The following is a 25,470-nucleotide window of genomic DNA, read 5'->3' as shown; positions in this document are numbered from 1 at the left end:
TGCTTTCTGGCGCAGAGGCCGTCGACCTGTGAGAATCGAAGGGCGCGGAGGAACGATTCCGCCGAAGGATGTGCGTCAGCACCGGGAGAGGACACGGACATGGGTTTCTTGGACAACGTCAAGGGATTGGTCGAAAAGGGCCAGGAGCTCGCAGCGGAGAACTCCGACAAGGTTCACGACGCTATCGACAAGGTCGCCGACATCGCCGACGACAAGACCGGCAACAAGTACGGCGATCAGATCGACAAGGCAGCTGAGGCCGCCAAGAAGGCTGTTCCCGAAAAGCAGTAATACCGGATTCGGCATACCGTTTTTCGGTAGCACCGTTGCTCAGGGGCCCGTCACCGAAAAGGTTGCGGGCTTCTGTGCGTCCGCTGGGTGAACTCCCAGGGTCGGCGGGCAGAATGAACGCGTGAACTTCACCTGGATTCTGCTGGTCGTCATTGCCGCCATCGCAGTCACCGGGCTGTCCAATCGACGAAACCTGCAGGCTCCGCTGGTTTTGGTGACGGTAGGTTCGGTCGCATCCTTCATACCCGGTATGCCGCGGCCGGAACTCGATCCCCACGTCATTCTCGGTGTGGTCCTGCCGCCGCTTCTCTACTCGGCCGCTCTGAAATTCTCGGTGGCGACCTTCAAACGCAACTTGGCCCCGATCTTGCGCCTCGGCGTCGGAATGGTGTTGGTGACGGCGTTCGTGGTTGCCTTCTTCTCCGAATGGATGGTGCCCGAGTTCACGATCGGCGCCGCCCTGGTGCTCGGGGCCGTGATCGCGCCGACCGACGCCGTCAGCGCGGTGGCGGTCGGTCAGAAGCTCGGGCTCCCGAAACGGGTGATCGCCATCCTGACGGGCGAGGGGCTCGTCAACGACGCCACCGCGCTCACGCTCTTCACCGTCGCCGTCGCAGCAGTGACCGGAACGCGAATTGCCACCGATTCGCCCCTGTTGTTCTTCGCGTACGAAGTGATCGGCGGCGTTGTCGTCGGCTTGGTGCTCGCGTTTGTCGTCAAGTTCGTTCGTGCCCGCATGTACGACTCTCCACTGGAAACCGGCTTGGGGTTGGTGCTTCCGTTCGCTGCCTACCTGGCCGCCGAAGAACTACACGCGTCCGGTGTTCTGGCCGTTGTGGTCGCTGGTCTGGTGATCGGGCACTATTCGACGGACGCGTCGATCATGACGCGATTGCAGGAGCGCTCGGTGTGGTCGAGCCTGGACACTCTTCTCGAGATGTTCGTCTTCGCATACATGGGGCTCCAGCTGAGCTTTGTGATCGACGATGTTGTCGCCGACGGACTTCCGGTGCTTCACGTGTTCGCGTACGGTCTCGCAGTCCTGGCCGTTGTCATCGTGATTCGGCCGGTGTGGCTGTTCCTGAGCTACTCGCGTGTGCGATTCGGTGTAACCCTGCGCCGTGATCGCGAGAATCAACTGACGTGGAAACAGAATCTGGTGGTCTCGTGGGCGGGAATGCGCGGCGTCGTCACTCTTGCTGCGGCCGGCGGTATCCCGTTTGCACTCTCGTCCGGCGAGCCGTTCCCCGGACGCGGCGTCATCCAGGCGATCGCGTTCATCGTCGCGGTCGGGACATTGCTCATCCAGGGATCTAGCTTGCCGTTCATGATCCGTCGCCTCGACGTCGCGGATCCTTACGAGCAGTTGCGCACGCAGGAACAGATGGAGTTGGCCCGCAACATTTCTCGCAAGGCGGGAGAGAAGGCGTTGGCAGACGCGGCCGCGCACCCTCCGCCGGGGATCGACGGGAAGGAACTGCAGGCGATCGTCGAACGCGTACGACGCTCGATGCAGGCGAGGCTTCAACTCCAGGAGGTCGACGAGGACGCCGATCGCGAGGCCGCCTTGTGGAATGCGGGAGCTCTGTTCGACAAGTTCCGGCATCAGTCACTGCGCTCGCAACGAGTTGCGCTGATCGCCGCACGTGACGACGGAGATCTCGACGACGAGGTATTGCGTACCGTATTGGAAGGACTCGACATCGAAGAGGCCGCAGCAGAGGAACGTGTCAGGCGTCGCCGAGCAGGTAGCGGTGCGGGCAAATAGAGGGGAACACTGCGTATGACTGTTCGGAGTTCGAGGGTTCGCGCAGTCTGGGGAGTCGTGGTGGCGAGCGCACTTCTCGTGAGCGTCGGCTGCGGATCGGATGCCTCGCCGGATGTCTCCGTCACCGACAACGCAACCACGACGACCCCGTCGGTCGAGAGCAGTGCGCAACGTGGCGTCGTGTTCGACAGTGAACCCTTCACCAGCACAGCCGAAGTGGCGGCGTCCGGAGCAAGCGCGGTGAAAATCCTGTACGGCTCCACCTCCGGTATCGACGGCCGAGAGACTCAGGTGTCGGGAACGGTGTTCACGCCGCCTGGAACTCCGCCGGAGGGCGGTTGGCCGATCGTCTCCATCGGCCATGGCACGACGGGTATTTCGGACGACTGCGCGCCGTCGGCCTCGCCGACCCTGTTCGGCACGATCGGCCTGGTCGCGCCGTTCCTCGACTCGGGATACGTGGTCGCTGTCTCCGACTTCGAGGGCCTCGGCACTCCGGACCCGCATCCTTACCTGCAACCGGACACCGCGGCGTTCAACGTCATCGACGCGGTTCGAGCGGCGCGCAACGTCGTTCCGGACACCTCGACTCGTTGGGCAACTCTGGGGCTGTCCCAAGGCGGGCAGGCATCCTGGGCAGCAGCCGAGGAAGCCGACACCTACGGCGACGGACTCGAATTCGTCGGTGCAGCAAACCTGTCCCCGGCAGCGGACATCTCGCCGATCATCTCGAGTGATTCCGAGGTGAATCTGTCACTGCCTCAGCAACTGCTGCTGCCCTATGTACTCGAAGGGCTGTCCCTCACCCATCCGGACCTCGAACGAACCGACTACGTGCGCGGCGCATTCGAGCAGAACTACGACCTGCTCACCTCGTGCCTGACCGCTCGGGCGACGGAGAAGTTGGGTCTGGTCGGAAAGGTGACGCCCGCCGACACGCGGCCGGCCACCGCCGAGGATGCGGACCGAATTCACGCGTGGCTCAGCGATGTTGCTCTTCCCCGTCAACGCGCGAGCGGTCCGATGTACGTAGTCGTCGGTACCAACGACAACCTGATCCGTCCGGAATGGACCGAGGCGGCAGTCGAACGCGCCTGCGCCGACGGTGACGTCATCGAATTCCAGGCGCGACCGGGTGAAGGTCATGCGGACGGCGCCGCTGTGCCGGGAGCTGTCGCGTGGGTGAAGGATCGATTTGCAGGTGTTCCGGCACCGAATACCTGCGGGTCGTGAATCGATGACGCCGTTGGAGCGAATCCGCGCTCTTGCACTGGCATTGCCGGAGGCGACCGAGCGGGTCAGCCACGGTGAAGCGTCGTGGTTCGTGCGCAAGGCGCCGCAGTTCGTCACCATGGCAGATCACCACCACGACGATCGCGTCGCGATCTGGGCCGCGGCCCCACCTGGGGCGCAGGCAGATTGGGTCAGTCGTGACCCGTCGAGGTTCTTCGTCCCTCCGTACGTGGGTGGCCGGGGATGGATCGGCGTGTACCTCGACGTTCCGAGTGCCGACGAGACCGAGGACGAGAAATTCTGGAACGACGTAGCCGACGTCGTCGAAGATGCGTACCGCACGGTGGCTCCGAAAACACTGATACGGAAACTGGACGAGGACTCGCGGTGAGTCCGGCCGTGGTCGCGCTTCTCAGCGTGCTGATTCTCGCAGTGGCCGGGGCGCTGACGGCTGTGTGGATGCGCACCAGACGTGAGGTGACCACCCCCACCGAACGTGCCGTCCATGCCGCTCTCCATACGGCTTCGCTTGCCGCGCGGCCACTTCGGCGTGGACTCGACGAGAATTCGGCCGCCGAGGCGGCGCCTCACCTACGTGAGCTGACCGGCGGCTCCGGTCTGGGCCTGGCAGACGCGTCGGGAAACCTGTTGGCGTGGGACGGCCGTCACGAAGCGTTGTCCGAACAATTCCACGACGCCGCCATTCGTGCGATCGAAGGCGAACGCCGGGTACTCGTCACGCACTCGGACCTGGTGCGCGGACCGAGCGATCACCATGTGCGAGCGCTGATCGCTCAGCCCCTGCTGATCGAGGACATCGGCGTGGTCGGCGTACTGGGAATCGTCACCAGCGAGGACCCGTGGCCGGGAATGCTCGGAGCGGTCACCGAGGTGGCACGATATGCCTGCAGTCAGATCGAACTCGCCGACCTCGACGCGTCCAGAGCCCTGTTGGATCGAGCCGAAGTGCGTGCCCTGCGCGCACAGATCAGTCCTCATTTCATCTACAACGCGCTCAACACGGTCGCATCGTTTGTTCGAACCGATCCGGCGCGGGCCAGAGAACTGATCCTCGAGTTCGCGGACTTCACGCGGTACTCGTTCCGATCTGCGGGTGAGTTCACCCTGCTTGCCGACGAGCTGCGCAACATCGATCGTTACCTGACCCTCGAACGCGCGCGATTCGGGGAGGCTCTGAACGTCCGCCTTCAGATAGCACCCGAAGTGCTCAACGTGGTTCTTCCTTTCCTTGCCCTCCAGCCGCTGGTCGAGAACGCGGTTCGTCACGGCATTTCGAGTAAGCCGGAGGGCGGGACCGTGAGCATCGTGGCTGCGGACGAGGGACCGGACTGCATCATCAGCGTCGAGGACGACGGTGTGGGGATGGACCCCGAACTACTGCGCTCCGGTTCGCTCGACGCCATCGAGTCGGGATCGGGGCGACCCAGCGCACGAGAAGCTGCTCACGTCGGTTTGGCCAACGTCGACGACAGACTTCGTGCCGCGTTCGGCAACGACTACGGACTCGTGGTGGAGACAGCGCCGGGTGCCGGTACGAAGGTCAGCATGCGTGTTCCCAAGTTCAAGCAGGGTATTCACGTCTGATTCTCGCCTTCGATGATCAGGCTGAAACCGTCGTGGGAACATGGACCTGTTGTGAACGAGACTGACACTGATGCCCAGCTGACCGTCCTTGCCGTCGACGACGAGAAACCAGCCCTCGACGAGCTGGCCTTCTTGCTGCGCGCCGAGGACTCGGTGGCGCACGTTCACACGGCATCGGATGCGACGACAGCGTTGCGGATACTGCGCGGTGGAAGCATCGACGCGGTGTTTCTCGACATCAACATGCCCGGACTCGACGGTCTCGAACTGGCAGGCATCCTCTCCAATTTCGCGACGCCACCGCCCGTGGTGTTCGTGACAGCGCACGACGATCGAGCGGTTGACGCATTCGATCTCGGCGCCGTCGACTACCTACTCAAACCGCTCCGGGAGGAGCGTCTCGCTCAGGCCGTTCAGCGGATCGTGGGGCTGGCCGGGCGCACCAAGAGTGAGAGCAAACCCGAAGCTGCGCCCACGGACGAGGTGATCCCGGTGGAACTGGGCGGTGTCACGACGCTCGTTCAGCGTTCCTCGGTGGAGTGGGTGGAAGCCGACGGGGACTACGCGCGTTTGCACACCGCTGGAAAGTCGCACCTGGTGCGCATCCCGATCTCGACGCTCGAATCACGCTGGGCCGACGCGGGCTTCTTGCGTGTGCACCGCTCCTACCTGGTATCTCTGGCGCTGGTCACCGGCATCCGAACCGTGGGCAGTGGATTGGTGGTCTGTCTGCGCCCGCACGGCGACAAGCCTCCCGTCGAGCTTCCGGTCAGTCGCAGACACACCCGTGAACTCAAGGATCGACTGGTTCGTGCGCCCAAGCAGAGTTGGTTGTCGCGGTGACGTCGCAGTCCGATCCTCCGCAGCGTGAGCGCGTTGTGTTGGCGCAACGTAGTGGCGCACGGATCGTGCGAACACGGGTGGAGGTGCAGGAACAGACCGAAGTCGGTGACGCCATGATCCGCGGTCTCGTTCGCGCGCAGTTGGGACTGGCGATTCGCCTTGCCGTCGTCGCAGCCGGGCTCCTGTGTGCGGTGCCGCTGCTGACGCATCTCTTCCCGACGCTGTCGGAGGTCGCGGTCCTTGGCATCCGGTTGCCCTGGCTCGTGATGGGCGGCGCCGTGTATCCCTTGCTGTTGACGACCGGTTGGGTGTTCGTGCGTCGTGCGGAGCGAAACGAGCAAGACTTCAACGACATCGTGGACGACTGAGCGCGGCACTGTGGGAGGACAACCTATCCCGGTGTTGACGGTGCTCGGCATCGTGGCAGCAGCTGTCGCGACGGTGGCTATCGGAATCTACGGCGTTCGGCTCGCTCGTACCACCTCGGACTTTCTCGTCGCGTCCAGAACCGTCAGTGCGCGGTGGAATGCGACGGCCATCTCTGGCGAGTACCTCTCTGCTGCTTCGTTTCTCGGTGTTGCGGGGCTGGTCGCCAAGTACGGCGCCGACGCACTCTGGTATCCCATCGGCTTCACCGCCGGATACCTCGCCCTGCTGCTGTTCGTCGCAGCGCCGCTTCGGCGTTCCGGTGCGTATACCGTCCCCGATTTCGCCGAGTTCCGTCTCGGCTCACCGCGATTGCGCAAGCTCGCGATGCTCGTGGTCGCGATGGTGTGCATCCTGTACCTGATCCCGCAGTTCCAAGGCGCGGGACTGACGCTCAATATCTTGCTCGGGGTTCCCAGTTGGATCGGCGGCGTAGCGGTCGGGGTCATCGTCATCGCCAACGTCGTCGGCGGCGGGATGCGCTCGATCACCTTCGTTCAGGCCTTCCAGTACTGGCTGAAACTGACTGCCGTCGCGATTCCCGCTGTGGCACTGACCTTCTACTTCTTCGGCGATCACCACGACGTCGGCGCGTCGATGCCGCCGACGGTCACCACTGCGACGACCGTCGACATCACCACCGACGTCGTCGTCCAGGTGTCCGAGCCGGTGACGGTCAGCGGCGGCACAGTCGACGGGCGAGCGGTCGAAGGCACGATGACCCTGGGGCCGGGGGAGCACACTCTCGGTGAAGGCATGTCCATGGTCCTCGACGCGGGAGCCGCTGTCCCTGTCGTCGCCGGAGCGCCCGCGCAGAACTCTGACTGGATCACCCCGGGTTGGGGTTTCGGTGGGCCGCACCCGATGTACCAGGTGTACTCGCTGATGCTCGCGACCTTCCTCGGAACGCTCGGCCTTCCTCATGTTCTCGTCCGGTTCTACACCAACCCCGACGGCCGGGCAGCCCGTCTGACGTCGCTCGCCGTTGTCGGTCTGGTCAGCGTGTTCTACCTGTTTCCGACACTCCTCGGTGTTTTCGCTCGACTGTACGTCCCGCAACTTCTGATCACCGGCACCTCTGACGCGGCGGTGCTGCTGTTGCCGGGCTCGGTGTTCTCGGGGTGGGGCGGACAACTGCTGGCAGCCCTCGTGGCGTCCGGTGCCATCGCCGCTTTCCTGTCGACGTCGTCCGGATTGCTCGTCAGCATCGCCGGCGTCGTCAGTACCGATGTTCTCCGTGGTCGAGTTCGAGACTTCCGTATTGCAGCGCTACTGGCCGGGGTCGTTCCTCTCGTGCTGTCGCTGGCGGTGGTGTCGGTCGACCTCTCGAGAACCGTCGGTTTGGTGTTCGCAGTCGCTGCGTCGACGCTCTGCCCACTGCTCGTATTGGGTATCTGGTGGCGCGGTCTGACTGCCGTCGGCGCGGGGGCGGGGATGGTTGTCGGTGGATGTGTTGCGGGCACTGCCGCTACTGTCGCCGTCCTGGGTGGTTTGTCGGAGGACGTCCTCGGTGGCTGGCCGGCAGCCATTTTCGCGTTCCCGGCCGCGGTGAGCGTGCCGCTGGCGTTCCTCACGATGATCGTCGTGAGCAAGGTGTCGTCGAAGCAGATACCGGCAGATATTGCGCGAATCTTCACGCGGATGCACGCCCCGGAACGTCTCGGAATGGGCTCCGATCGCGAAGACGATCTCCGCCAACCCTGACTTTCACCGCCCGAACCCTCTGCCGTTGGTCGCGCCTGCCTGACCGTTCGGCGCAGCGCGCGACTGCTCACCGTGTGACTGGCGCCACAGCGTCTTCATGTGACTCCGATCTCACTAACGTCTGTGCGTAGTTCACTTCACACGCGAGGCGAGGAGCCGGCAGTGTCCACAGCAGAAATCAGTGAGGGGTCGCCGCAAGAGCGACGCACCCCGGATGCCCAGGCATTCATAGACATGCAAGCGAGTCCCGAATTCCAGGAACTCCGAACGCGTCTGCGCAAGTTCGTTTTCCCCATCACTGCATTCTTCCTGCTCTGGTATGCGGTGTACGTCGTCCTGGCTACCTATGCCCACGACTTCATGGCCACCAAGGTCCTCGGCAACATCAATCTCGGCATCATCCTCGGCCTCGGGCAATTCGTCACGACCTTCGCCATCACCGCGTGGTACGTGAAGTTCGCCGGTCGTGAGCTCGATCCCCGCTCCGCCGCCATCCGTGAAGAACTGGAAGGTCCCGCACAGTGATCACCACACTCGCCGCGTCCGGAACGGACGTAGGAAACCCAGCCTTCAACATCGCGATCTTCCTCGCGTTTGTCGTCGTGACCATGACGCTGGTCATTCGCGCCAGCCGGACCACCAAGAAGGCGTCCGACTTCTACACCGGTGGTGGGCAGTTCACCGGCCCGCAGAACGGGTTCGCCATCGCCGGTGACTACCTCTCGGCGGCATCGTTCCTCGGTATCGCAGGTGCGATCGCCGTGTACGGCTACGACGGCTTCCTGTACTCCATCGGCTTCCTTGTCGCCTGGTTGGTTGCACTGCTCCTGGTCGCCGAATTGCTCAGGAACACGGGCAGATTCACGATGGCCGACGTCCTGAGCTTCCGGCTCAAGCAGCGTCCGGTGCGCATGGCGGCGGCCCTGTCCACTCTGGCGGTTTCCCTCTTCTACCTTCTTGCCCAGATGGCCGGCGCCGGTGGACTTGTCGCCCTGTTGCTCAACATCGACGGCAAGGTGGGACAGTCGATCGTCGTCGCGATCGTGGGTGTGCTGATGATCGTGTACGTCTTGGTCGGCGGCATGAAGGGCACCACCTACGTACAGATGGTCAAGGCAGTTCTGCTGGTTGCCGGAGCCGGAATCATGTTCGTACTCGTTCTGTGGGCAGTGCGCGGCAACTTCTCTCAGTTGCTCGCCAATGCGCAGGACATGGTCAACAGTTCCACCACCAAGGGTGTGCAGGGACGCGACATCCTCGGCCCCGGTGCCAAGTACGGTCTTTCCGGAATGACGAAGCTCGACTTCATCTCTCTCGGAATCGCTTTGGTGCTCGGCACCGCGGGCCTGCCGCACGTGCTGATGCGTTTCTACACGGTGCCCACTGCCAAGGAAGCTCGCCGCTCGGTGACCTGGGCGATCGCGCTCATCGGTGCCTTCTACCTGTTCACACTGGTTCTCGGCTACGGCGCGGCCAGCATGGTCGGACCGGACAAGATCTTGGCAGCGCCTGGTAAGGAGAACGCGGCCGCTCCGCTTCTCGCCTTCGAGCTCGGTGGCACCATCTTCCTCGGCATCATCTCCGCGGTGGCGTTCGCGACCATCCTCGCCGTCGTTGCCGGTCTCGCGATCACTGCTTCGGCGTCGTTCGCTCACGACATCTACGCCAGTGTGATCAAGCGCGGCAACGCAACCGAGGAGCAGCAGGTTCGAGTTTCTCGAATCACCGTCGTGGTCATCGGACTCGTCTCCATCGTTCTCGGCATCATGGCGATGGGGCAGAACATCGCCTTCCTGGTGGCTCTCGCCTTCGCAGTGGCGGCCTCGGCGAACCTGCCCACCCTGCTCTACTCGTTGTTCTGGAAGAAGTTCAACACCACCGGTGCGCTCTTCAGCATCTACGGCGGTTTGATCAGCTGCTTGACGCTGATCGTGTTCTCCCCGGCGGTGTCGGGCAAGCCGTCGTCGATGTTCCCGAACTCCGACTTCGCCTGGTTCCCGCTCTCGAACCCCGGCATCGTCTCGATCCCGCTGGCATTCGTCCTCGGCATCGTCGGTACGTACATCGGACGTAACAAGATCGAAGATCCGGCAAAGCAGGCGGAGATGGAAGTTCGCTCCCTCACCGGCGTCGGCGTCGAAAAGGCTGTCAGCCACTAAGAGGGGCAAAGCCCCCGTGCGTCTTTCTGGTACCTCTGGTTACGGAAAAGGCGCACGGGGCTTATTGTTCTGCCATGGCAAAGCTCACAGTGAAAATCGACGTTCCGCTTCCTCCTCAGGAAGTGTGGGACAAGGCGTCCGATCTCAGCGGATACGAAAACTGGCTCGTGGTTCACGACGGATGGCGCAGTGAACTTCCCGAACAACTGGGTGTCGGCACCGAGATCAGCTCGGTCGTGACTGTGAAGGGCCTGCGCAACCGCGTTCGGTGGACCATCAAGAAGTACGACGTTCCGAAGGCGATCTCGCTCAAGGGAGACGGCAAGGGCGGGGTCAAGCTCGGTCTCGAACTCGACGTGAAGGCAAAGGGCGACGGGTCGGAACTCGCGCTGACAGTCGAGTTGGGCGGCGCGCCGTTGTTCGGCCCGATCGGTTCGAGTGTGGCGCGGGCGCTCAAAGGCGATGTGGAGAAGTCGCTGGCCCAGTTTGTCCAGATCTACACCTAGTTGTGGAGATTTCCACATCGAGCTACTTCACCGCTAACGTGAGTTAGGATTCTTTTCGGCGGGATAAACCGGGCATCGGTTGGTTATTGATGCGGGTCCCGCCGGAAAGGATTCGATCAATGTCGTCTCGTCATGGGTACGGCGCACCACCTGCGTCCATGCCTCGATCCGTGCAGGTTCTGATCGGACTCTTGGCAGTAGTCGCAGTCGGTGGAACCGCAGCATTCGCCGTGACGTTCAAAAGCGTCAGCGACAAGGGAGAACTCGGTGCGAGTGCTGTCACAGCTGCGACGGCAACCAGCTGTGAGAACCCGGAAACCGTGACCGTGGCCGCCGATCCGTCGATCGCCTCGGGACTCGAAGCTGTCGCCGCTGCCATCCCCGCTACGGAACTCGGGTGCAGCTCGCTCAGTGTGACGCCGCAAGATCCCGTGCTCACCGTCGCGGCGATCGCCGACGGTTCGGCACCCGCACTGTGGATCCCTGATTCGAGCGAATGGTTGGACAAGGTTTCGGCGAGCGGGCAGGAGATTCGCCGGATCAGCAACTCGGTCGCGTCCACCCCTGTTGTCACTGTCTCGGCGCCGGGTAGCGAGGCACCCGCCGCTTGGACGGATGTCCTCGGCGCTCCAGCACTGCACATCGGCGATCCCCTCACCAGTGCCGTCTCCAGCGCACCGATCGTGGCAGCCTTTGCCGAGGCCCAGTCGCGGGGCGGGGACCTCACGTCCATTTCGGCAGCCCTGGTCCCGGTGGCGCAAGCGCAGTACGGAAATCTGAAGGAAACCGGTTCGACCGGACGCATCCAAACCGTGGACGCGGACGGCGGGACCGCGGTGACGACCGAGCAGACCTTCGAGGCTTATCTCGCCGCACATGCGGACAGTCGACTCACCGCGTCGGTACCGTCGTCCGGTTCGGTCTTCATGGACTACCCGATGGCAAGTGTGGGTGCAGACTCGTCGGCGGCGGTCGACGCCGGCAAACTGCTGGCGGCAGCGCTGACATCGGACACCGGGCGCTCCGTACTTGCCGGCCTCGGGTTCCGCGGCGCGGATCAGGCCCCGCCGGTCGCCGGTGGAGTGGGAAAAGTTGGCTCGCTGGTGCCGTCCGATCCGACTGTGGTCACCAAAGCGCTTGCGCGGTACGAGATTCTGTCCAGGCCTTCCCGTGCACTGGCAGTTGTCGACGTCTCGGGGTCCATGGACTACATGCAGGACGGGGTCACTCGAATGGCCGCGACTGCACAGGCCGGTGACATTGCGATCCGAATGTTTCCCGCCAACGCACAATTGGGTCTCTGGGCATTCTCCGTAGACCTCGGCGAGGGCACGGACTACCGCGAACTCGAACCTGTCGCCCGTATGGATGCAACTGAAGGCGACACGGATCATCGGAGCAAACTGCTGTCTCGGATCGACAGCCTCTCTTCGATCGTCGGCGGCGGAACAGGTTTGTACGACAGCGTTCTCGCCGCGTATCGGTCCATGCAACAGACCTACGATCCGGCCTCGATCAATTCGGTGATTCTACTGACCGACGGTGCGAACGATGATCCGTCGAGTATCTCGCTGCAGGAACTTCTCGACACCCTGACTCGCGAGCAGGACCCGACGCGGCCGGTACCGATCATCACCATCGGTGTCACCGATGACGCCGATACCGATGTGCTCGAGCAGATTTCGGCTCTCACCGGCGGCAACAGCCACTTCGCTCCGACACCGGCAGACATCCCGAAGGTCTTCGTCGGCGCGATCAGTGGGCGCGCCGGCTGAACTACTCGAGGACTGGCGCGTCGGCGCTGTCCGTGATCCATTCGGTTGCGAGTCTCTCGAGGGTGCCGTCGGCGTAGAGCGCATCCACGGCGGCAGAGACGCACGCCGTCAGAGGACTGTTCTTCTCGAGCACGAACCCGAAGAATTCGGTGACCGCGTTGGGCCGCGGAAACTGACCCACGATGACCGACCCGGGCAGTTCGTTCTCGGTGATGTGGAATCCGGTCGGGATGTCGACGACCAATGCGTCGATCTCGCCCGCGGCCAGCGCAGCTTTCGCGTCGTCCGTGGTCGCGAACTCGCGTGGCGCAGTGGTCGGAACAATCGTGTCGGTGATCGCCGCGAGGCTGGTGGAACCGGTCTGAGCGCCCAAACGGTAGCCGGCCAGATCCGCAAGATTCTTTGCCTCAGCGGCTTTGCTCCCGCGCGAGGCGATCACCGACTGCGCCACTGCGTAATACGGCGAGCTGAAGTCGACGTTCTCGCGGCGATCCCCGGAAACCGTGAACTGATTGACGTCGAAGTCGAAATCCTTGGGGCCTGGTTTCAGTGCGTCGTTGAAGGCGACCGTGGTGAAGCGAACCTGATCGGCGTTGTACCCGAGTTTGTCGACGACGGCCCGGGCCACCGCCCCCTCGAAGCCCTTGCCGTTGGACGGAGTGTTGTCGACGAACCACGGCGCGTACGCCGGCGAATCGGTGGCGATGGTCAAGACACCGTCTTCGAGGGTGGTCCCGCTCTGGGGTCCGCACTTGTCCACGGCGGTGGTCGAGGGCAGTTTGGTGAATGCCTCGGGAACCGTGGTCGTGGTGTCCGCTGCCGCAGGTGCCTCCGGCTGCGACGAACACGAGCCCAACAAGATCGAGCAAGCGAAGATCGCGGTCACGGCAACAGCGCGTCGTGTCATAGGCACAAGGCCATCTTGCCTGTTTGTCCGGTACGGACGTGACGGGGGTCTCGTGTGAGCGGAGTTCACGCAGCTGAGCGTCGTAGTGCAAGGCGCTCCGACGGTGTCGTCCCACCCCATACTCCGTGTGGTTCAGCGGTGTCGAGTGCAAAGGTCAGGCAGTCCCGAATGACCGGGCAGCGGAAGCACACCTGCTTCGCGGAACTCTCCCGTGCAGCCCGATTGCGTCCGCGCTCTTCACCCGGCGAATAGAACACCGCCGGGTCCACTGTTTTACAGGTGGCGAACATCCGCCAGTTGTTGTCCACCAACGGCTCCACGGAACTGCGAACTGTCATCGTGGTCTCCTCTCCCATCGAGAATCCAGTCTTGCCCGTGGCCTGGCGCAGCGGCAGGTTTCCGATCCATCAGATTTCTACTGCCAGACGCAGCGCTATCCAGCACAATGAGGAGATGGCAACGACGGATCGGGGTCAGATCACTCTCGACGGCACAACCGTGTCCGTGACCAATCTGGGCAAGATCCTCTACCCCGAGAGCGGCACCACGAAGGCCGAAGTCATCGACTACTACACCCGTATCGCCGCAGTCATGCTTCCACATGTCGTCGGTAGACCGGGCACTCGTAAGCGTTGGCCCAACGGTGTGGACGGTCAGTCCTTCTTCGAGAAGAACCTGGCGTCGTCTGCCCCGCAGTGGCTCACGCGTGCGTCGCTGCAACATTCTGATCGCGTCGTCACTTACCCGATCTTCGATTCCGTTGCATCCCTGGCGTGGCTGGGGCAACAGGCGGCACTCGAATTACACGTTCCCCAATGGCGATTCGACGGTTCCGAGCGTGGTCCGGCGACACGACTGGTATTCGATCTCGACCCGGGCGAAGGCGTCGGATTGACCGAGTGCGCCGAGGTGGCGAGGTCGATTCGAGATCTGGTCGCAACTCTGGGGTGGACTGCCTATCCGGTAACCAGTGGTAGCAAGGGAATTCACCTCTACGTTCCACTGGATCGAGCCTTGGACGGCAGCGGTGCGTCGACTGTCGCCAAGCAGATCGCCACCGGACTCGAGAAGCTTCACCCGGATCTCGTCACCGCGACGATGGCTCGAAATGTGCGGGCAGGCAAGATTTTCGTGGACTGGAGTCAGAACAACGCAGCCAAGACAACCATTGCGCCGTACTCGATGCGCGGTCGCGATCAACCCTATGTTGCCGCGCCGCGCAGTTGGGACGAACTCGACGATCCGAAACTACGACATCTGTTGTTCGACGAGGTTCTGGAGCGCGTCGAATCCGATGGTGATCTGCTGGGCGATCTGGATCCGCCGGTCTCGGCGGCTGTAGCCGACACGTTGACGCACTATCGCAACAAGCGGTCGGCCGACCGGACGCCGGAGCCGATCCCTGCTGCGGTGACCAAGGAGACAGCGGGCAATACCTTTGTGATTCAGGAACATCACGCCAGACGATTGCATTACGACGTTCGCCTGGAGCGGGATGGTGTGCTCGTGTCCTGGGCTGTTCCGAAGGGCGTGCCGACCAGTGCCGGAGAGAATCGGTTGGCCGTGCACACCGAGGATCACCCGCTCGAGTACGCCACGTTCTCGGGCACGATCCCGAAGGGGGAGTACGGCGGCGGTTCGATGACGATCTGGGATTCCGGGACGTACGAGACCGAGAAGTGGCGTGAAGACGAGGTGATCGTGCGCCTCAGTGGGAAACGGGTGCAGGGACGCTTCGCGCTGATCCGGACGAAGGGTGACCAGTGGTTGATGCATCTGATGAAGGATCAGAACGCGAGTTTCGGAACGGAGTTTCCCAAGAATCTCGAGCCGATGCTTGCCACCGCTGGAACGCTCGAAGGTCTCGACTCGCAGGAGTGGGCTTTCGAAGGAAAGTGGGACGGGATCCGAGTGATTCTCGAATATCATTCGGGCACAATGTCACTTCGCAGTCGCGCGGGTAACGACAAGACCGGGGACTATCCCTCCCTTGCCGGGTTGGCCGAGGTGCTGGACGGTCATGACGTGGTTCTCGACGGTGAAGTGGTGGCGTACAACGACGCGGGGGTCACCGATTTCGGTCTTCTCCAGCGAGGTGGGGAGCCGGTGTTCCTGGCCTTCGATCTTCTGTACCTCGACGGAGTGTCTTTGCTGCGGAAATCCTACTCGGACCGGCGCACCGTGTTGAATGCGTTGGCGGGCAAGGTCGGTGAGCTCGAGGTACCTCCACAGATCGAGGGCACGGCGGAGAACGCGTTGGAGGTGAGTACCGATGCCGGATGGGAAGGGATTGTCGCCAAACGTCGTGCATCGGTCTACCTTCCGGGGCGGCGTGGGTCGAGTTGGATCAAGGTGAAGAACTGGCGCACTCAAGAGGTGGTGATCGGAGGGTGGCGCACCGGGCAGGGCAATCGAGCACAGGGGATCGGGGCGCTGCTCATGGGAATTCCGGGTGAGGATGGATTGACCTACGTTGGGCGCGTCGGTACCGGCTTCAGTGATCGCGACTTGGAGTCTTTACTTGCGACACTGGAACCGCTGCGTCAGAAGGAAAGTCCGTTCGGGGAGGAACTTCCAGCAGATGACCGCAAGGGTGCGGTGTGGGTGAGGCCGGAACTCGTCGGTGAGGTGCGGTTCATGGATTGGACGAAGACCGAGCGTCTGCGTCATCCGAGTTGGCGAGGTCTGCGGGAGGACAAGAAACCGGGCGACGTGGTGCGGGAAACAGTGCAATGACGGCCAACGCACCGACGAACGCGACTGCGGCACAGATTTGGATTCCGGTACTCATCGCCGAGGTGTAAGCCTGGTTCGCTGCGTCGGTCAAGGCACTCGCGGGGGGAGCGCCGGCATGGATCTGCGCCGGATCGGCTGTGGAAGTGCCGCCTCCGGGTTCGAAGCGGGACCGGAAAACGGTGGCTACGACCGTCCCGATGACGGCGACGCCCAGAACTCCACCCAACTCTCGCACGACGCTGTTGATCGAACTGGCCATCGAAGCCTGCTGGGGCGCAACCGAAGACATCGACGTGGTTGTGGCCGGAGCCATGACCAACCCCATCCCCGCGCCGACCAGTGCCATGATCGCAGCCAGGATTCCGAACGGTGCGTACCTATCTGCTGCGATCGACAGGACCAACAGTCCCGCGGACATGACTGCGAGACCGCTCGCGATCGAACTGCGCACGCCGAATCGGCCGACCATACGATCGCTGCTGGAGGCGACAGTCGCCATCACTATCGCAAACGGAACTGCACCGACGCCGGCGACCAATGGACCGTAACCACGAACTAATTGGAGGTATTGCGTGTACGTGAAGAGAACTCCGAAAAGGGCGAAGAACGTTACGGCCAAGATGGCATTGGAGATGCTGAACACTCGACTGGTGAAGATGCGCACGTCGGTCATCGGCGCCGAGGCCCGCAGCTCCCACCAGACGAATCCGGCGAGAAGTGCTGTTGCGCTGACGATCTCCACTAGCGTGACGGGCGACGACCATCCGCGAAGGCTTGCCTGGGTGAGGGCATCCACGATCAAAGCCAGTCCGCCGGCGGATAACAGGAGCCCGGGGATGTCGAACGAACCCTTCGTGATTCCTCTTGCCGGGGGCACAAGAGAAACCGTCGCGGCGATCACACCGGCGACCAGTGGGACGTTTATCCAGAAGACGCTTCCCCAACTGAAATGTTCGAGTAGTACGCCACCGGCTACGGGGCCGATCGCGATTCCCAGTCCGGCGGTTGCAGACCAGATTCCTATCGCCCGGCCTCTCTCGTGCGGGGCGAACATCGAGACGACAAGTGACAGCGTCGCCGGCATGACCAGTGCGGCGGCTGCCCCCATCACTGTTCTCCAGCCGATCAGCTGCAACGACGTGTGAGAGAGGGCAGCGAAGGCTGACCCGAGAGCGAACAAGGTGAGGCCGGTCAGAAGTATCCGACGGTGACCGAATCTCGCGCCGAGTCCACCTGCCGTGATGAGCAAGGCGGCGAACGCCAATGTGTATGCGTTGGTGATCCATTGCAGGTCGACGGTGGTCGCCCGCAGTTCGCGGGCAAGGGTCGGGATAGCGGTGTTGAGGATGGTGTTGTCGATCGTGACTACGACGAGGGATGTGCAGAGGGCGCCCAGTGCTGCCCATCGTCGCCGGTCAGTGGGTTCGAGGGAATTCATCATGTCCTTACGAATGTAACCTTACGAATGTTTAGTGATGACAACGTACCCCTTCGCCTTACATGTGTAAAGTTTGTCGGGTGAGTGATGTTTCCGAAGATGCCGATGAAACTGGGACGAGTGGTTCTCGGAGTACTCGCGCCCGAAATCCGAGAGGAAGCGGCGCACGGCTCCGCGGAGAGATCGTCGCCGCAGCGGCGACGCTCATCGCCCGCACCGGATCGGATCAGGCGGTGACGCTCCGATCGGTCGCTCGCGAAGTCGGGATATCCGCACCATCTATCTACGGACACTTTTCCGATCGCGATGCCATTGTCGAAGCGGTGGTCTCCGAATCGCTGGAGCAGTTGCATCTCGCCGTGGCCGACGCCGTTTCCGCACACCCCGATCCGGTCGAGGGTCTGTATGCCGGGTGCTCGGCATACGTCGAGTTCGGCATTTCCGAGCCCGCTCGGTATCGGGTCTTGTTCGGGTGGTCCAGGCCGAAAGGTCAGTCACCACAATCGGATACGCGAGGACTGGCCGCCTTCAACACGCTGGTGACCAACCTCGACGCGTGCGTCGCCGCTGGGAGGTCGGCCAGCACAGACACTTTTGTCGATGCGGTATCGATCTGGACTTCGCTGCACGGACAGGTGATGTTGCGGGCCGATCTCCCGGAATTCCCGTGGCCGTCGACCGACACCGTCGGTGAGATGGTGAGGAGCCTTGCGCGGCTTGTGAACTGACGCCTCAACCGTTTGCTGATCGGCAACCAGGCGAGGTCTGATCCAGCATCGTGAGATAGGCATCGAGCTGAGCTGCGCCGGCGAGAAGGTTGCGACTGCGTGTGGCCAGCCGGTCTTGCCAGGATTCGAGGAACGCTGACAATGCGTCTGCTCCGCCGGCCTCGCGCAGCGAATCGAGAAACTGAGCGACTTGCGACAGCCGATAGCCACCGCGCCGCAGCTGCCGTGCGATCTCGGCGTCGCGCACACACTCCGAACCGTATTCGCGATAACCCGTTGCCTGTTCGCGCCCGGGGCGCAGGATGCCGTGCTCTTCCCATGTGCGCAGTGTCGCCGGGTGAACGCCGAGACGGCGCGCCAGCTCACCCACCGTCAGCGCTGGACCGTGCACCAGTGCCGGTGCCATGGTGGACAGAGTCCCCAGCGCTGTGGCTACCTCGGTGCGAGTTTTTCGCTCGGCGAGCAGCGTCACGTGCGCACTGTCGATCAGGCGGTAGGCGGACTCGGTGTCGCCCTGGTTGGTCGCCCGCATGATTTCCGTGGCCCGCTGGTGCCCGTGACCGCCGCGCAATGCGAGGAAAGTGCGCAGGGCTTGCGCGTGCACTGGGGTGTATCGCCGGTAGCCGTAAGCGCTGCGCTCGGTCGGAGGGAGGATGCCGGCATCGTCGTAGTTGCGGATCGCCTGTGCGGACAACCCGTGTTCACGGGCAAGGTCTATGGGCCGCACTGATCACCTCCGATTGAGGCTTTTCACGGTATACCCCAGGTAATTGCCAGTGAAAGTTTCACTCGAATCTTCAACGATACTGTCGAAGGCAGTCCACCTTCGAAAGGGATGATCATGTCCACTGCCCCAGCGCTGAGTGAGTTCGGCCACCAACTCGAAGACGCGGCAAGTCTTGGTCGTGCGGTCGACGAACTGCTCGCCACGCTAACCGAGGTGCCGACTCTGCTCGCCCTCGGCGAGCCGACCCACGGAGTCAAGGTATTTCCGTTGCTGCGCAACGAACTTCTCGGCCAACTGGTCGAACGAGGATATCGGTCGATCGTGCTCGAAACAGATGTCTTTGCGGCTTTGCTCGTGAACGACTACGTGAACGGGGGAGAGGCGGACATCGAGAAGGTGCTCGACACAGGCTTCAGCCACGGATTCGGTGCGGTACCGGGTAACCGCGAACTCGTCGAATGGCTACGCGAGTACAACCACGGCCGCGCTCCGGCCGACCGAGTTCGCTTCTACAGCTTCGACGCTCCGGTGGAGTATTCCGGTGCACCGAGCCCACGTGGCGCGCTGTCTGCAGCAGGTGACTTCCTGCCCGCTGCGATGCGGCCGCACTCGTTCGACGGCATCGACCTTCTGCTCGGGCAGGACACCGACTGGACCAACCCGGTGGCGATGTTCGAACCGGCTGCGTCCGTCGGCAACTCCGATCAGGCTCGTGCCCTGCGCATCATTGCGGACGACCTCGCCAGCGTCCTGCGGCGCGCCGCACCTGTGCTGCGGCCCGCCGACCCGGCCGGGTACGACCTGGCCCTTGCACATTCACGCACCGCTCTGGGGCTCTTGCGCTATCACTCCGCGATGGCGAGTTCCGCTCCTGATCGCATCGGCACTCTGCTCAGTCTGCGTGCCGAGATGATGGCCGAGAACCTGTTGGCGGTCGTCGCCCAGGAGCAGCGACGCGGGCCGATCCTGCTCTTCGCACACAATGCCCATCTCCTGCGAGTGCCGTCCGACATGCCCGTCAACGGCGACGTGGTCAGCTGGGGGAGCGCCGGCTCACTTGTCGGACTTGTCCTCGGGGAGCGCTACGTATTCGTGGCAACCGACGCCAACCCCGACAGTGATCCGGGCACTCTGCAGGGAGCGTTGGCCGATGCGACCAGTCGGCGTGCCCTGTTTCCGGCGCCCGCACTTCGCGCAGCACTTGACCCGTCCGTCACCGCGGGAGAGGCGATCCTGCCCGGCCACCTGCCGCTGAAACCTTCGGAGTTGGACGGCGCCGACGCGGTCATCTTCGTCGCGGACACTGATGAAAAACGTCATCAGTACTGGTAACAGCGTCAGGGGCAGAGTGCGTGCGAGAGTATCGCGACGGTGTCCGGCTGGTCCTTCGGCGTCGACGTCAGCGTCACAGTGAACGCGCGGTCCGGCGTCGCGCCGGACAGTGTGTAGTACCCGTAGATCCCGCCACTGTGGCCGGTATAGGTGACGCCGCAGGGAAGTTCGGTGGCGCCGACGCCCATCCCGTACCCGAGCCCCTCGGCTTCGGTGGCGGCGACCTGAGGGGTGGTCATCTCGGCAAGCTGCTCGGCCGGCACCACCTGCCCGTCGAGTAGTGCACGCCAGAAGGTGTTCAGGTCTGTGCCCGTCGAGACCATCGCTCCGGCAGACCAGGGGATCGACGGTTCCGTGCGGGAAACGTCGGTCAGGCCACCGTCGAGATCCTGATAGCCCGTCAGGTGATCGCCCCTGATGTCGAGCTCACCGGCCGGCGGGAGGTACGTGTCTTCCAAGTCCAGCGGATCGAGTATCCGAGACCGGAGTTCATCGGCGTAGCTGCGGCCACTCACGGATTCGACGAGCATTCCGAGAACGATGTAGTTGGTGTTGGTGTAGACGAACGACGTTCCGGGGACGAATTGCGCCGGTTTGCCGAGGGCGATGGCGACCGCGGCGGACGGCGTCAGCGTTCGGTTCTCGTTAGCTGCAATCCATTCGTCGGCGCCGGGTTCTCCGGCGAACTCGGGAAGGCCGCTGCGATGTTGCAGCAGTTGCCGCACGGTGATCGCGCTACCGTCGATGCCACTGCCGTCCATGTCACTGCTGTGCAGTAGGCCCGGGAGATACTGCTCGATCGGTGCGTCGAGGTCGACCTTGCCCTCGGCGACCAACTGCAGAACGAGCGAAGCTGTGAATGTCTTTGTCACACTTCCGATCCGGACGCGATCATTCTTGCCGATCGAATCGCCGTTGGTCCGGTTGGGCACGCCGCTGGTCATGACAGCCGTCGTGGTGCCGTCGTCGAGTGTTGCGATCGACCCGACGACACCCGACCTGGTGAGTCCGTCGAGATCCGATTGAATCTCCACTGCGCGCTGGAGCGTCGAGCAACCGACGAGTGCCGTGGTGGCTCCGATGATGACCGCGGCGACGAGCAGGTATGGGCGCATGAGTCGAATCTATGGACCTTGTCGTGCCGCGGGATCCAGGAAATCCCCCATCATTCCCTGATCTTCTGCCAGCCCGGGACGTAAGGCCCGTTTGTTCAAAACCGACAAATCGGATCAATCATTCCTGTCCGAACACCACGTCCACGCCGTTAACATCCGAACGAAGTGTTTGTTTTCACGTGTCTTACCAGTTCACGGCTATCGAGGTGCGCTGCCGCGCGCCGAAACGACTCCCACGAAGGACGGATGCATGAAGAAGTCGACACTCCGCACGGGAACGGTCGCGGCTTTGCTGACCGGAAGTGTCCTGTTGCTCTCCGCTGCCCCCGCCTCGGCCGACCCGGGAAGCCTCGGTAGCGGTGGCAGTAGCGGGAGTTCCGGAAGCTTGGGAAGCACGGGCAGCATCAGCAGCGGATCAGCCGCCCTTCCGATTCCGAGTCCGGCAGGGCTGATCGCGCTGGCAGCGGCGAGCACTCAGACCGGAAAGCCCTACCAGTGGGGCGGCGTCGGGCCGAACTCGTGGGACTGCTCCGGGCTGGTGCAATGGGCGTTTCGGCAGGCCGGCGTGAATCTGCCACGGACCAGCCAACAGCAGGCCAACGTCGGACAGCCGGTTCCCCGGTGGGCCCTCGCCCCCGGCGACGTCATCACCTTCTACCCCGGTGCGACGCACGTCGGCATCTACGCTGGGTTCGGAATGGTGTTCAACGCCTACGGAGTTGGTGTTCCGACCGGACTGACGCCGCTGGCGGATCTGCCGATCAACAACATCCGCAGGTTCTAGAACCTGCACAGAACCTTCACAAGTCCTCCCAGGTTCATCCACGAGGGCCGAATACAGTCAGTTCCATGAGTCAGCGAAGAGTGCTCGTGGTCGACGACGAGGTCAGCATCTGCGAGTCCATCGCGGCGAGGCTGCGTGCCGAGGGCTACGACGTCGAGCTGGCGTTCGACGGTCCCAGCGCGGTGGCCCGCTGCGAGCAGATGGACGCAGACCTGGTGGTACTCGACGTGATGATGCCGGGATTCGACGGACTCGAAGTCTGCCGCCGCATCCAGGCCGTGCGCCCGGTGCCTGTGCTGATGCTGACCGCTCGCGCCGATGAAACGGACATGCTGATCGGTCTCGGCGTCGGGGCCGACGACTATCTGAGCAAGCCGTTCAGCATGCGTGTGCTCGTCGCCCGGGTGCAGGCTCTGCTTCGGCGTGCGGATCGCGCGGAGCACGCTGCTCGCCCGGTGGCCGACCTCCTCGAGTTCGGTGACGTCGTGATCGACCTGACCGAACGTCGAGTGCGCCGTGATGCGCAAGAAGTTCACCTGACTCGCACCGAATTCGATCTCATCGCCTATCTGGCGGAGCGGCCGCGAGCCGCGATCCCGCGGGAGTCGCTGCTCGAGGAGATCTGGGGCTGGGGTGAGGGAGCGGGCAGTCGGACCGTCGACAGCCACGTCAAGGCACTGCGACGCAAGCTCGGACCTTCCGTGATCCGGACCGTTCACGGCGTCGGGTACGCCTGGGACGTGCCGCGATGAGCGGCGTCGACCGACTCTTTGCACGGTGGCCGCGGCCGCTGGACCCGATGCGGTCCTTCAAGGTGAAGGTCGGCCTCCTGGTTGTCGCAGCACTGGTGTTCGCCGCGGGTGGTTTCTGGCTGACGTCGCAACAACCGTTTCGTTTTGCTCTACTGACGGCGTTGGTTGTCGCTCTCGGCGTTACGCAGGTGCTCGCACACGGGATGACGTCACCGCTTCGCGAGATGACGGCCGCGGCGAAGGCGATGGCGCGCGGCGACTATTCGCGGCGAGTACGAGCGACTTCCAGAGACGAAGTAGGCGAACTCGCCCATGCGTTCAATCGGATGGCCGAGGACCTCGGGGCCGACGACCGGTACCGCCGCGAGTTGATCGGCAACGTCTCCCATGAACTGCGCACGCCCATCACCGCTTTGCAAGCCATGCTCGAGAACGTCGTCGACGGTGTCGAAGAACCGGATCCGGCGATGATGAAATCGGCGCTGCGGCAAACGGAACGACTGGGCGCGCTGGTAGCCGACCTTCTCGATCTCTCGAAACTCGAGGGTGGCGCAATGCCGTTGAAACGCCGCCGTTTCGAGGTCGAGCCGTTCCTACGCGAGCTGTCGAGTGTGAGTGCGGGCGACATCGAGATAGACGTCAAGCCTCCACAATTGTCCGTGGTCGCCGATCCGGATCGCCTCCACCAGGTGGTGACCAACCTGGTGGACAATGCGGTTCAGCACGGGAACGTCGACACCAAAGTTGTCATCCGAGTACGTACCGGCAGCGCGGGGGAGTTGGTGCTCGACGTCCACGACGACGGCCCCGGCATCGAACCACAGGCCCGTGAGCGAGTGTTCGACCGCTTCATCCGCGGCGGCTCGACCGACGGAGGCACCGGACTCGGCCTCGCGATCGCGAAGTGGGCGGTCGAATTACATGACGGCAGGATTGCCGTCGTCGATGCCCCGTCGGGTTGTTGCATTCGAGTAGTGCTGCCGCAGAACTGAATCAAAGTCCCTGACGAGATCGAGAGATCTCGCGATGGCGCATGTCTTCATCGGCATTCGTCTGTACTTCCGACCCTGAAAAATTGAACCAGACACATAGGAGATCACATGAGCGCTCCGATAGTAATTCCACTGGAACCGCCGATGCCGGCCGTAAAACCCAAGCGTTCCAGCCGGTTCTGGCGTCCCGATCGCACTTCGATGGCCACCCGCTCGATGCTCCTCGGCGCGGCCGCAGTAGGGGTGCTTGCGGCCCTGATCCTCGACCCAGGGTTCGCGAGTATCGCGTACGTGATCGTGGGTGCCGGTGTGGTGATCGTCTTCGGGATTCTGACGCCGCCGCGGATGACCGTGACGCAGTGGGTCGCCGCCATCGGGATGCTCGCACTGCTGGGTGTTGCCGCCGTTCGCGGTGCGGAGTGGTTGGTGTTCCTCTGCGTCGTAGCGGCGTGGGTTCTGTTCACGTGGACTCTGATCGGCGGGCGGACGTGGACCGGAATACTTCTGGGAACGGTCGCTCCCTGGCGGGCACCGCACCGGACGGTCAACTTCGTTCGTCGTCGAAAACTTGCTACCCGCTCTGCTCCGCGGGTGCCGGCGGCGCGAGTTGTCGCCGTAAGCGCAGTATCGATTCTTCTCCTGCTGATTTTCGGATCTTTGTTCGTGAGTGCGGATCCGGAGTTCGCGAAGATCTTCGACGGCTTCGCTCCGGCCATCTCGGTGTCGAACCCGGGAGCACGGATCTTTGCCGGCGTCGTGATGGCGTTCGGCACGCTGGTTGCGGTGTACCTGCGCCGCAGAACGCCGACGGTGGACGCGTTTGCACCTGCGCCGGCGACGCCGTTGCCGATGTGGGAGTGGGCGGTCCCGCTCGGAGTACTCAACGTGCTGTTCCTCGGTTTTGTTGCAGTACAGACGAAGACGCTGTTCGGGGGAGACGAGCACGTACAGGTGACCGATGGACTGACCTATGCGGACTACGCGCGTGAGGGTTTCTGGCAGCTCATGGCGGTTACCGTGCTGACGCTGCTCGTCATCGCCGTCGCAGTGCGGTACATCGACCGCCGCGACGCTGGATCGAGGCGTCTTGCCCGCGGACTGCTGGGTGCACTGTGTGTTTTCAGCCTGGTGATCGTGGCGTCCGCTGTGCACCGGATGTGGTTGTACGAGAATCAGTACGGTTTCACGGTGCTCCGGGTCAGCGTCTTCGCGACAGAGCTGCTTCTTGGCTTCGTGTTCGTGTTGTTGCTCGTCGCAGGTATTCGGATGTCCGGGAAGTGGCTGCCCACAGCTGTTCTCGCCACTTCGGCCGTCGCGCTGCTTGCCTTCGCGGTGTTCAACCCCGACGCGTACATCGCGCAAAAGAACGTGGAGCGGTTCGAGGGCGGCAAGAGCATCGACGTTTCCTACTTACGCGGGCTCTCCGTCGACGCGGTACCTGCCTTGGATCGTCTACCGGAACCGCAGCGTTCATGTGCCTTGAGCAGATATCGATTCGGAGTGCCGGGCACCACTGCGCCCTGGGAGTTCAACGCAGCGCGTGAGAAGGCCCGCGACATCCTGGAAGCTCGCCCGGTGGGGCCGTGCCTGCAGATGTACACGGTCGGATAGACGCAGGGCGATTGTGCAGCCGCACGGCAGATATCGCG

24 protein-coding genes are annotated in these 25,470 nt (G+C 63.2%); 19 read left to right on the top strand and 5 right to left on the bottom strand.

Going from position 1 to position 25,470, the window contains the following annotated elements; genetic code table 11:
- Positions 1-99 precede the first annotated feature (99 nt).
- The 12 genes from AOT96_RS02855 to AOT96_RS02800 all read left to right on the top strand — a co-directional run bounded on the left by AOT96_RS02855 (position 100) and on the right by AOT96_RS02800 (position 12,310).
- The gene (locus AOT96_RS02855) at positions 100-291 is read left to right on the top strand and encodes an antitoxin (RefSeq protein ID WP_003940164.1); all 192 of its coding nucleotides are present in this window, start codon (positions 100-102) and stop codon (positions 289-291) included.
- A gap of 121 nt (positions 292-412) precedes the next feature.
- Complete coding sequence (locus AOT96_RS02850) at positions 413-2,059, top strand: Na+/H+ antiporter (RefSeq protein WP_065351270.1); 1,647 nt, start codon at positions 413-415, stop codon at positions 2,057-2,059.
- A 15-nt stretch (positions 2,060-2,074) separates the two neighbouring features.
- A complete protein-coding gene (locus tag AOT96_RS02845) occupies positions 2,075-3,292 on the top strand; it encodes a lipase family protein (RefSeq protein WP_065351269.1) in 1,218 nt (405 codons plus the stop codon).
- A gap of 4 nt (positions 3,293-3,296) precedes the next feature.
- Positions 3,297-3,683 (top strand): MmcQ/YjbR family DNA-binding protein, encoded by a 387-nt coding sequence (locus tag AOT96_RS02840; RefSeq protein WP_042921394.1) that lies wholly within the window; start codon positions 3,297-3,299, stop codon positions 3,681-3,683.
- On the top strand, positions 3,680-4,897 hold the full coding sequence (locus tag AOT96_RS02835; RefSeq protein ID WP_030534943.1) for a sensor histidine kinase: 1,218 nt from the start codon (positions 3,680-3,682) through the stop codon (positions 4,895-4,897). Before AOT96_RS02840 ends, AOT96_RS02835 begins: the two co-directional genes overlap by 4 nt.
- 51 nt (positions 4,898-4,948) lie before the next feature.
- Positions 4,949-5,740 (top strand): LytR/AlgR family response regulator transcription factor, encoded by a 792-nt coding sequence (locus AOT96_RS02830; protein WP_003939723.1) that lies wholly within the window; start codon positions 4,949-4,951, stop codon positions 5,738-5,740.
- Complete coding sequence (locus AOT96_RS02825) at positions 5,737-6,108, top strand: membrane protein (protein ID WP_003939880.1); 372 nt, start codon at positions 5,737-5,739, stop codon at positions 6,106-6,108. Before AOT96_RS02830 ends, AOT96_RS02825 begins: the two co-directional genes overlap by 4 nt.
- A 10-nt stretch (positions 6,109-6,118) precedes the next feature.
- Complete coding sequence (locus AOT96_RS02820; RefSeq protein ID WP_030534942.1) at positions 6,119-7,870, top strand: sodium/solute symporter; 1,752 nt, start codon at positions 6,119-6,121, stop codon at positions 7,868-7,870.
- Between the two features lie 162 nt (positions 7,871-8,032).
- Positions 8,033-8,395 carry a DUF485 domain-containing protein gene (locus AOT96_RS02815; RefSeq protein ID WP_003939976.1) on the top strand — a complete coding sequence of 121 codons (363 nt, stop codon included), beginning with the start codon at positions 8,033-8,035 and terminating at the stop codon, positions 8,393-8,395.
- On the top strand, positions 8,392-10,029 hold the full coding sequence (locus AOT96_RS02810; protein WP_007727752.1) for a solute symporter family protein: 1,638 nt from the start codon (positions 8,392-8,394) through the stop codon (positions 10,027-10,029). The genes AOT96_RS02815 and AOT96_RS02810 overlap by 4 nt, the downstream gene beginning before the upstream one ends.
- Positions 10,030-10,103: 74 nt before the next feature.
- Complete coding sequence (locus AOT96_RS02805) at positions 10,104-10,535, top strand: type II toxin-antitoxin system Rv0910 family toxin (protein ID WP_003939735.1); 432 nt, start codon at positions 10,104-10,106, stop codon at positions 10,533-10,535.
- Positions 10,536-10,654: 119 nt separating this feature from the next.
- Positions 10,655-12,310, top strand: coding sequence for a substrate-binding domain-containing protein (locus AOT96_RS02800; RefSeq protein WP_065351268.1), 1,656 nt, complete (start codon positions 10,655-10,657; stop codon positions 12,308-12,310).
- 1 nt (position 12,311) lies between these two features.
- Here AOT96_RS02800 and AOT96_RS02795 read toward each other — a convergent pair whose 3' ends face one another.
- Together AOT96_RS02795 and AOT96_RS34570 are read right to left on the bottom strand one after the other, a co-directional pair.
- Positions 12,312-13,217, bottom strand: a complete 906-nt coding sequence (locus AOT96_RS02795) for an ABC transporter substrate-binding protein (protein ID WP_030534940.1) — start codon at positions 13,215-13,217, stop codon at positions 12,312-12,314.
- 65 nt (positions 13,218-13,282) lie between these two features.
- Entirely contained in the window at positions 13,283-13,555 is a 273-nt protein-coding gene (locus tag AOT96_RS34570; RefSeq protein WP_050654722.1) for a WhiB family transcriptional regulator, read from the bottom strand.
- Positions 13,556-13,670: 115 nt separating this feature from the next.
- Between AOT96_RS34570 and AOT96_RS02790 the strand changes: the two genes are divergently transcribed.
- Positions 13,671-15,953 carry an ATP-dependent DNA ligase gene (locus tag AOT96_RS02790; protein WP_065352752.1) on the top strand — a complete coding sequence of 761 codons (2,283 nt, stop codon included), beginning with the start codon at positions 13,671-13,673 and terminating at the stop codon, positions 15,951-15,953.
- Here the strand turns inward: AOT96_RS02790 and AOT96_RS02785 are convergent.
- Positions 15,853-17,394, bottom strand: a complete 1,542-nt coding sequence (locus AOT96_RS02785) for an MFS transporter (RefSeq protein WP_065351267.1) — start codon at positions 17,392-17,394, stop codon at positions 15,853-15,855. The genes AOT96_RS02790 and AOT96_RS02785 overlap by 101 nt on opposite strands.
- 77 nt (positions 17,395-17,471) lie before the next feature.
- Here AOT96_RS02785 and AOT96_RS02780 point away from each other — a divergent pair, with 77 nt between their 5' ends.
- Complete coding sequence (locus AOT96_RS02780; RefSeq protein WP_003940096.1) at positions 17,472-18,119, top strand: TetR/AcrR family transcriptional regulator; 648 nt, start codon at positions 17,472-17,474, stop codon at positions 18,117-18,119.
- 4 nt (positions 18,120-18,123) lie between these two features.
- Here the strand turns inward: AOT96_RS02780 and AOT96_RS02775 are convergent, their stop codons facing one another.
- Positions 18,124-18,846, bottom strand: coding sequence for a MerR family transcriptional regulator (locus AOT96_RS02775; protein ID WP_065351266.1), 723 nt, complete (start codon positions 18,844-18,846; stop codon positions 18,124-18,126).
- Between the two features lie 108 nt (positions 18,847-18,954).
- Between AOT96_RS02775 and AOT96_RS02770 the strand changes: the two genes are divergently transcribed.
- The gene (locus AOT96_RS02770; RefSeq protein ID WP_083197579.1) at positions 18,955-20,178 is read left to right on the top strand and encodes an erythromycin esterase family protein; all 1,224 of its coding nucleotides are present in this window, start codon (positions 18,955-18,957) and stop codon (positions 20,176-20,178) included.
- Between the two features lie 5 nt (positions 20,179-20,183).
- Here AOT96_RS02770 and AOT96_RS02765 read toward each other — a convergent pair whose 3' ends face one another.
- Positions 20,184-21,293, bottom strand: coding sequence for a serine hydrolase domain-containing protein (locus AOT96_RS02765; RefSeq protein ID WP_050654681.1), 1,110 nt, complete (start codon positions 21,291-21,293; stop codon positions 20,184-20,186).
- A gap of 250 nt (positions 21,294-21,543) precedes the next feature.
- Here AOT96_RS02765 and AOT96_RS02760 point away from each other — a divergent pair, with 250 nt between their 5' ends.
- The 4 genes from AOT96_RS02760 (at position 21,544) to AOT96_RS02745 (ending at position 25,432) form a co-directional block, all read left to right on the top strand.
- Complete coding sequence (locus tag AOT96_RS02760; protein WP_020970417.1) at positions 21,544-22,077, top strand: NlpC/P60 family protein; 534 nt, start codon at positions 21,544-21,546, stop codon at positions 22,075-22,077.
- A gap of 65 nt (positions 22,078-22,142) precedes the next feature.
- Complete coding sequence (locus AOT96_RS02755) at positions 22,143-22,829, top strand: response regulator transcription factor (RefSeq protein ID WP_003940586.1); 687 nt, start codon at positions 22,143-22,145, stop codon at positions 22,827-22,829.
- Positions 22,826-23,821, top strand: a complete 996-nt coding sequence (locus AOT96_RS02750; protein ID WP_050654680.1) for a HAMP domain-containing sensor histidine kinase — start codon at positions 22,826-22,828, stop codon at positions 23,819-23,821. Before AOT96_RS02755 ends, AOT96_RS02750 begins: the two co-directional genes overlap by 4 nt.
- Before the next feature lie 108 nt (positions 23,822-23,929).
- Complete coding sequence (locus AOT96_RS02745; RefSeq protein ID WP_231917387.1) at positions 23,930-25,432, top strand: DUF4153 domain-containing protein; 1,503 nt, start codon at positions 23,930-23,932, stop codon at positions 25,430-25,432.
- The last annotated feature ends 38 nt before the right edge of the window (positions 25,433-25,470 follow it).

This window comes from Rhodococcus sp. 008, assembly GCF_001682295.1.
GTDB lineage: Bacteria > Actinomycetota > Actinomycetes > Mycobacteriales > Mycobacteriaceae > Rhodococcus_F > Rhodococcus_F qingshengii.
Note: the sequence above shows the minus strand (reverse complement) of the source record. Positions and strands in the feature narration are given on the sequence as shown.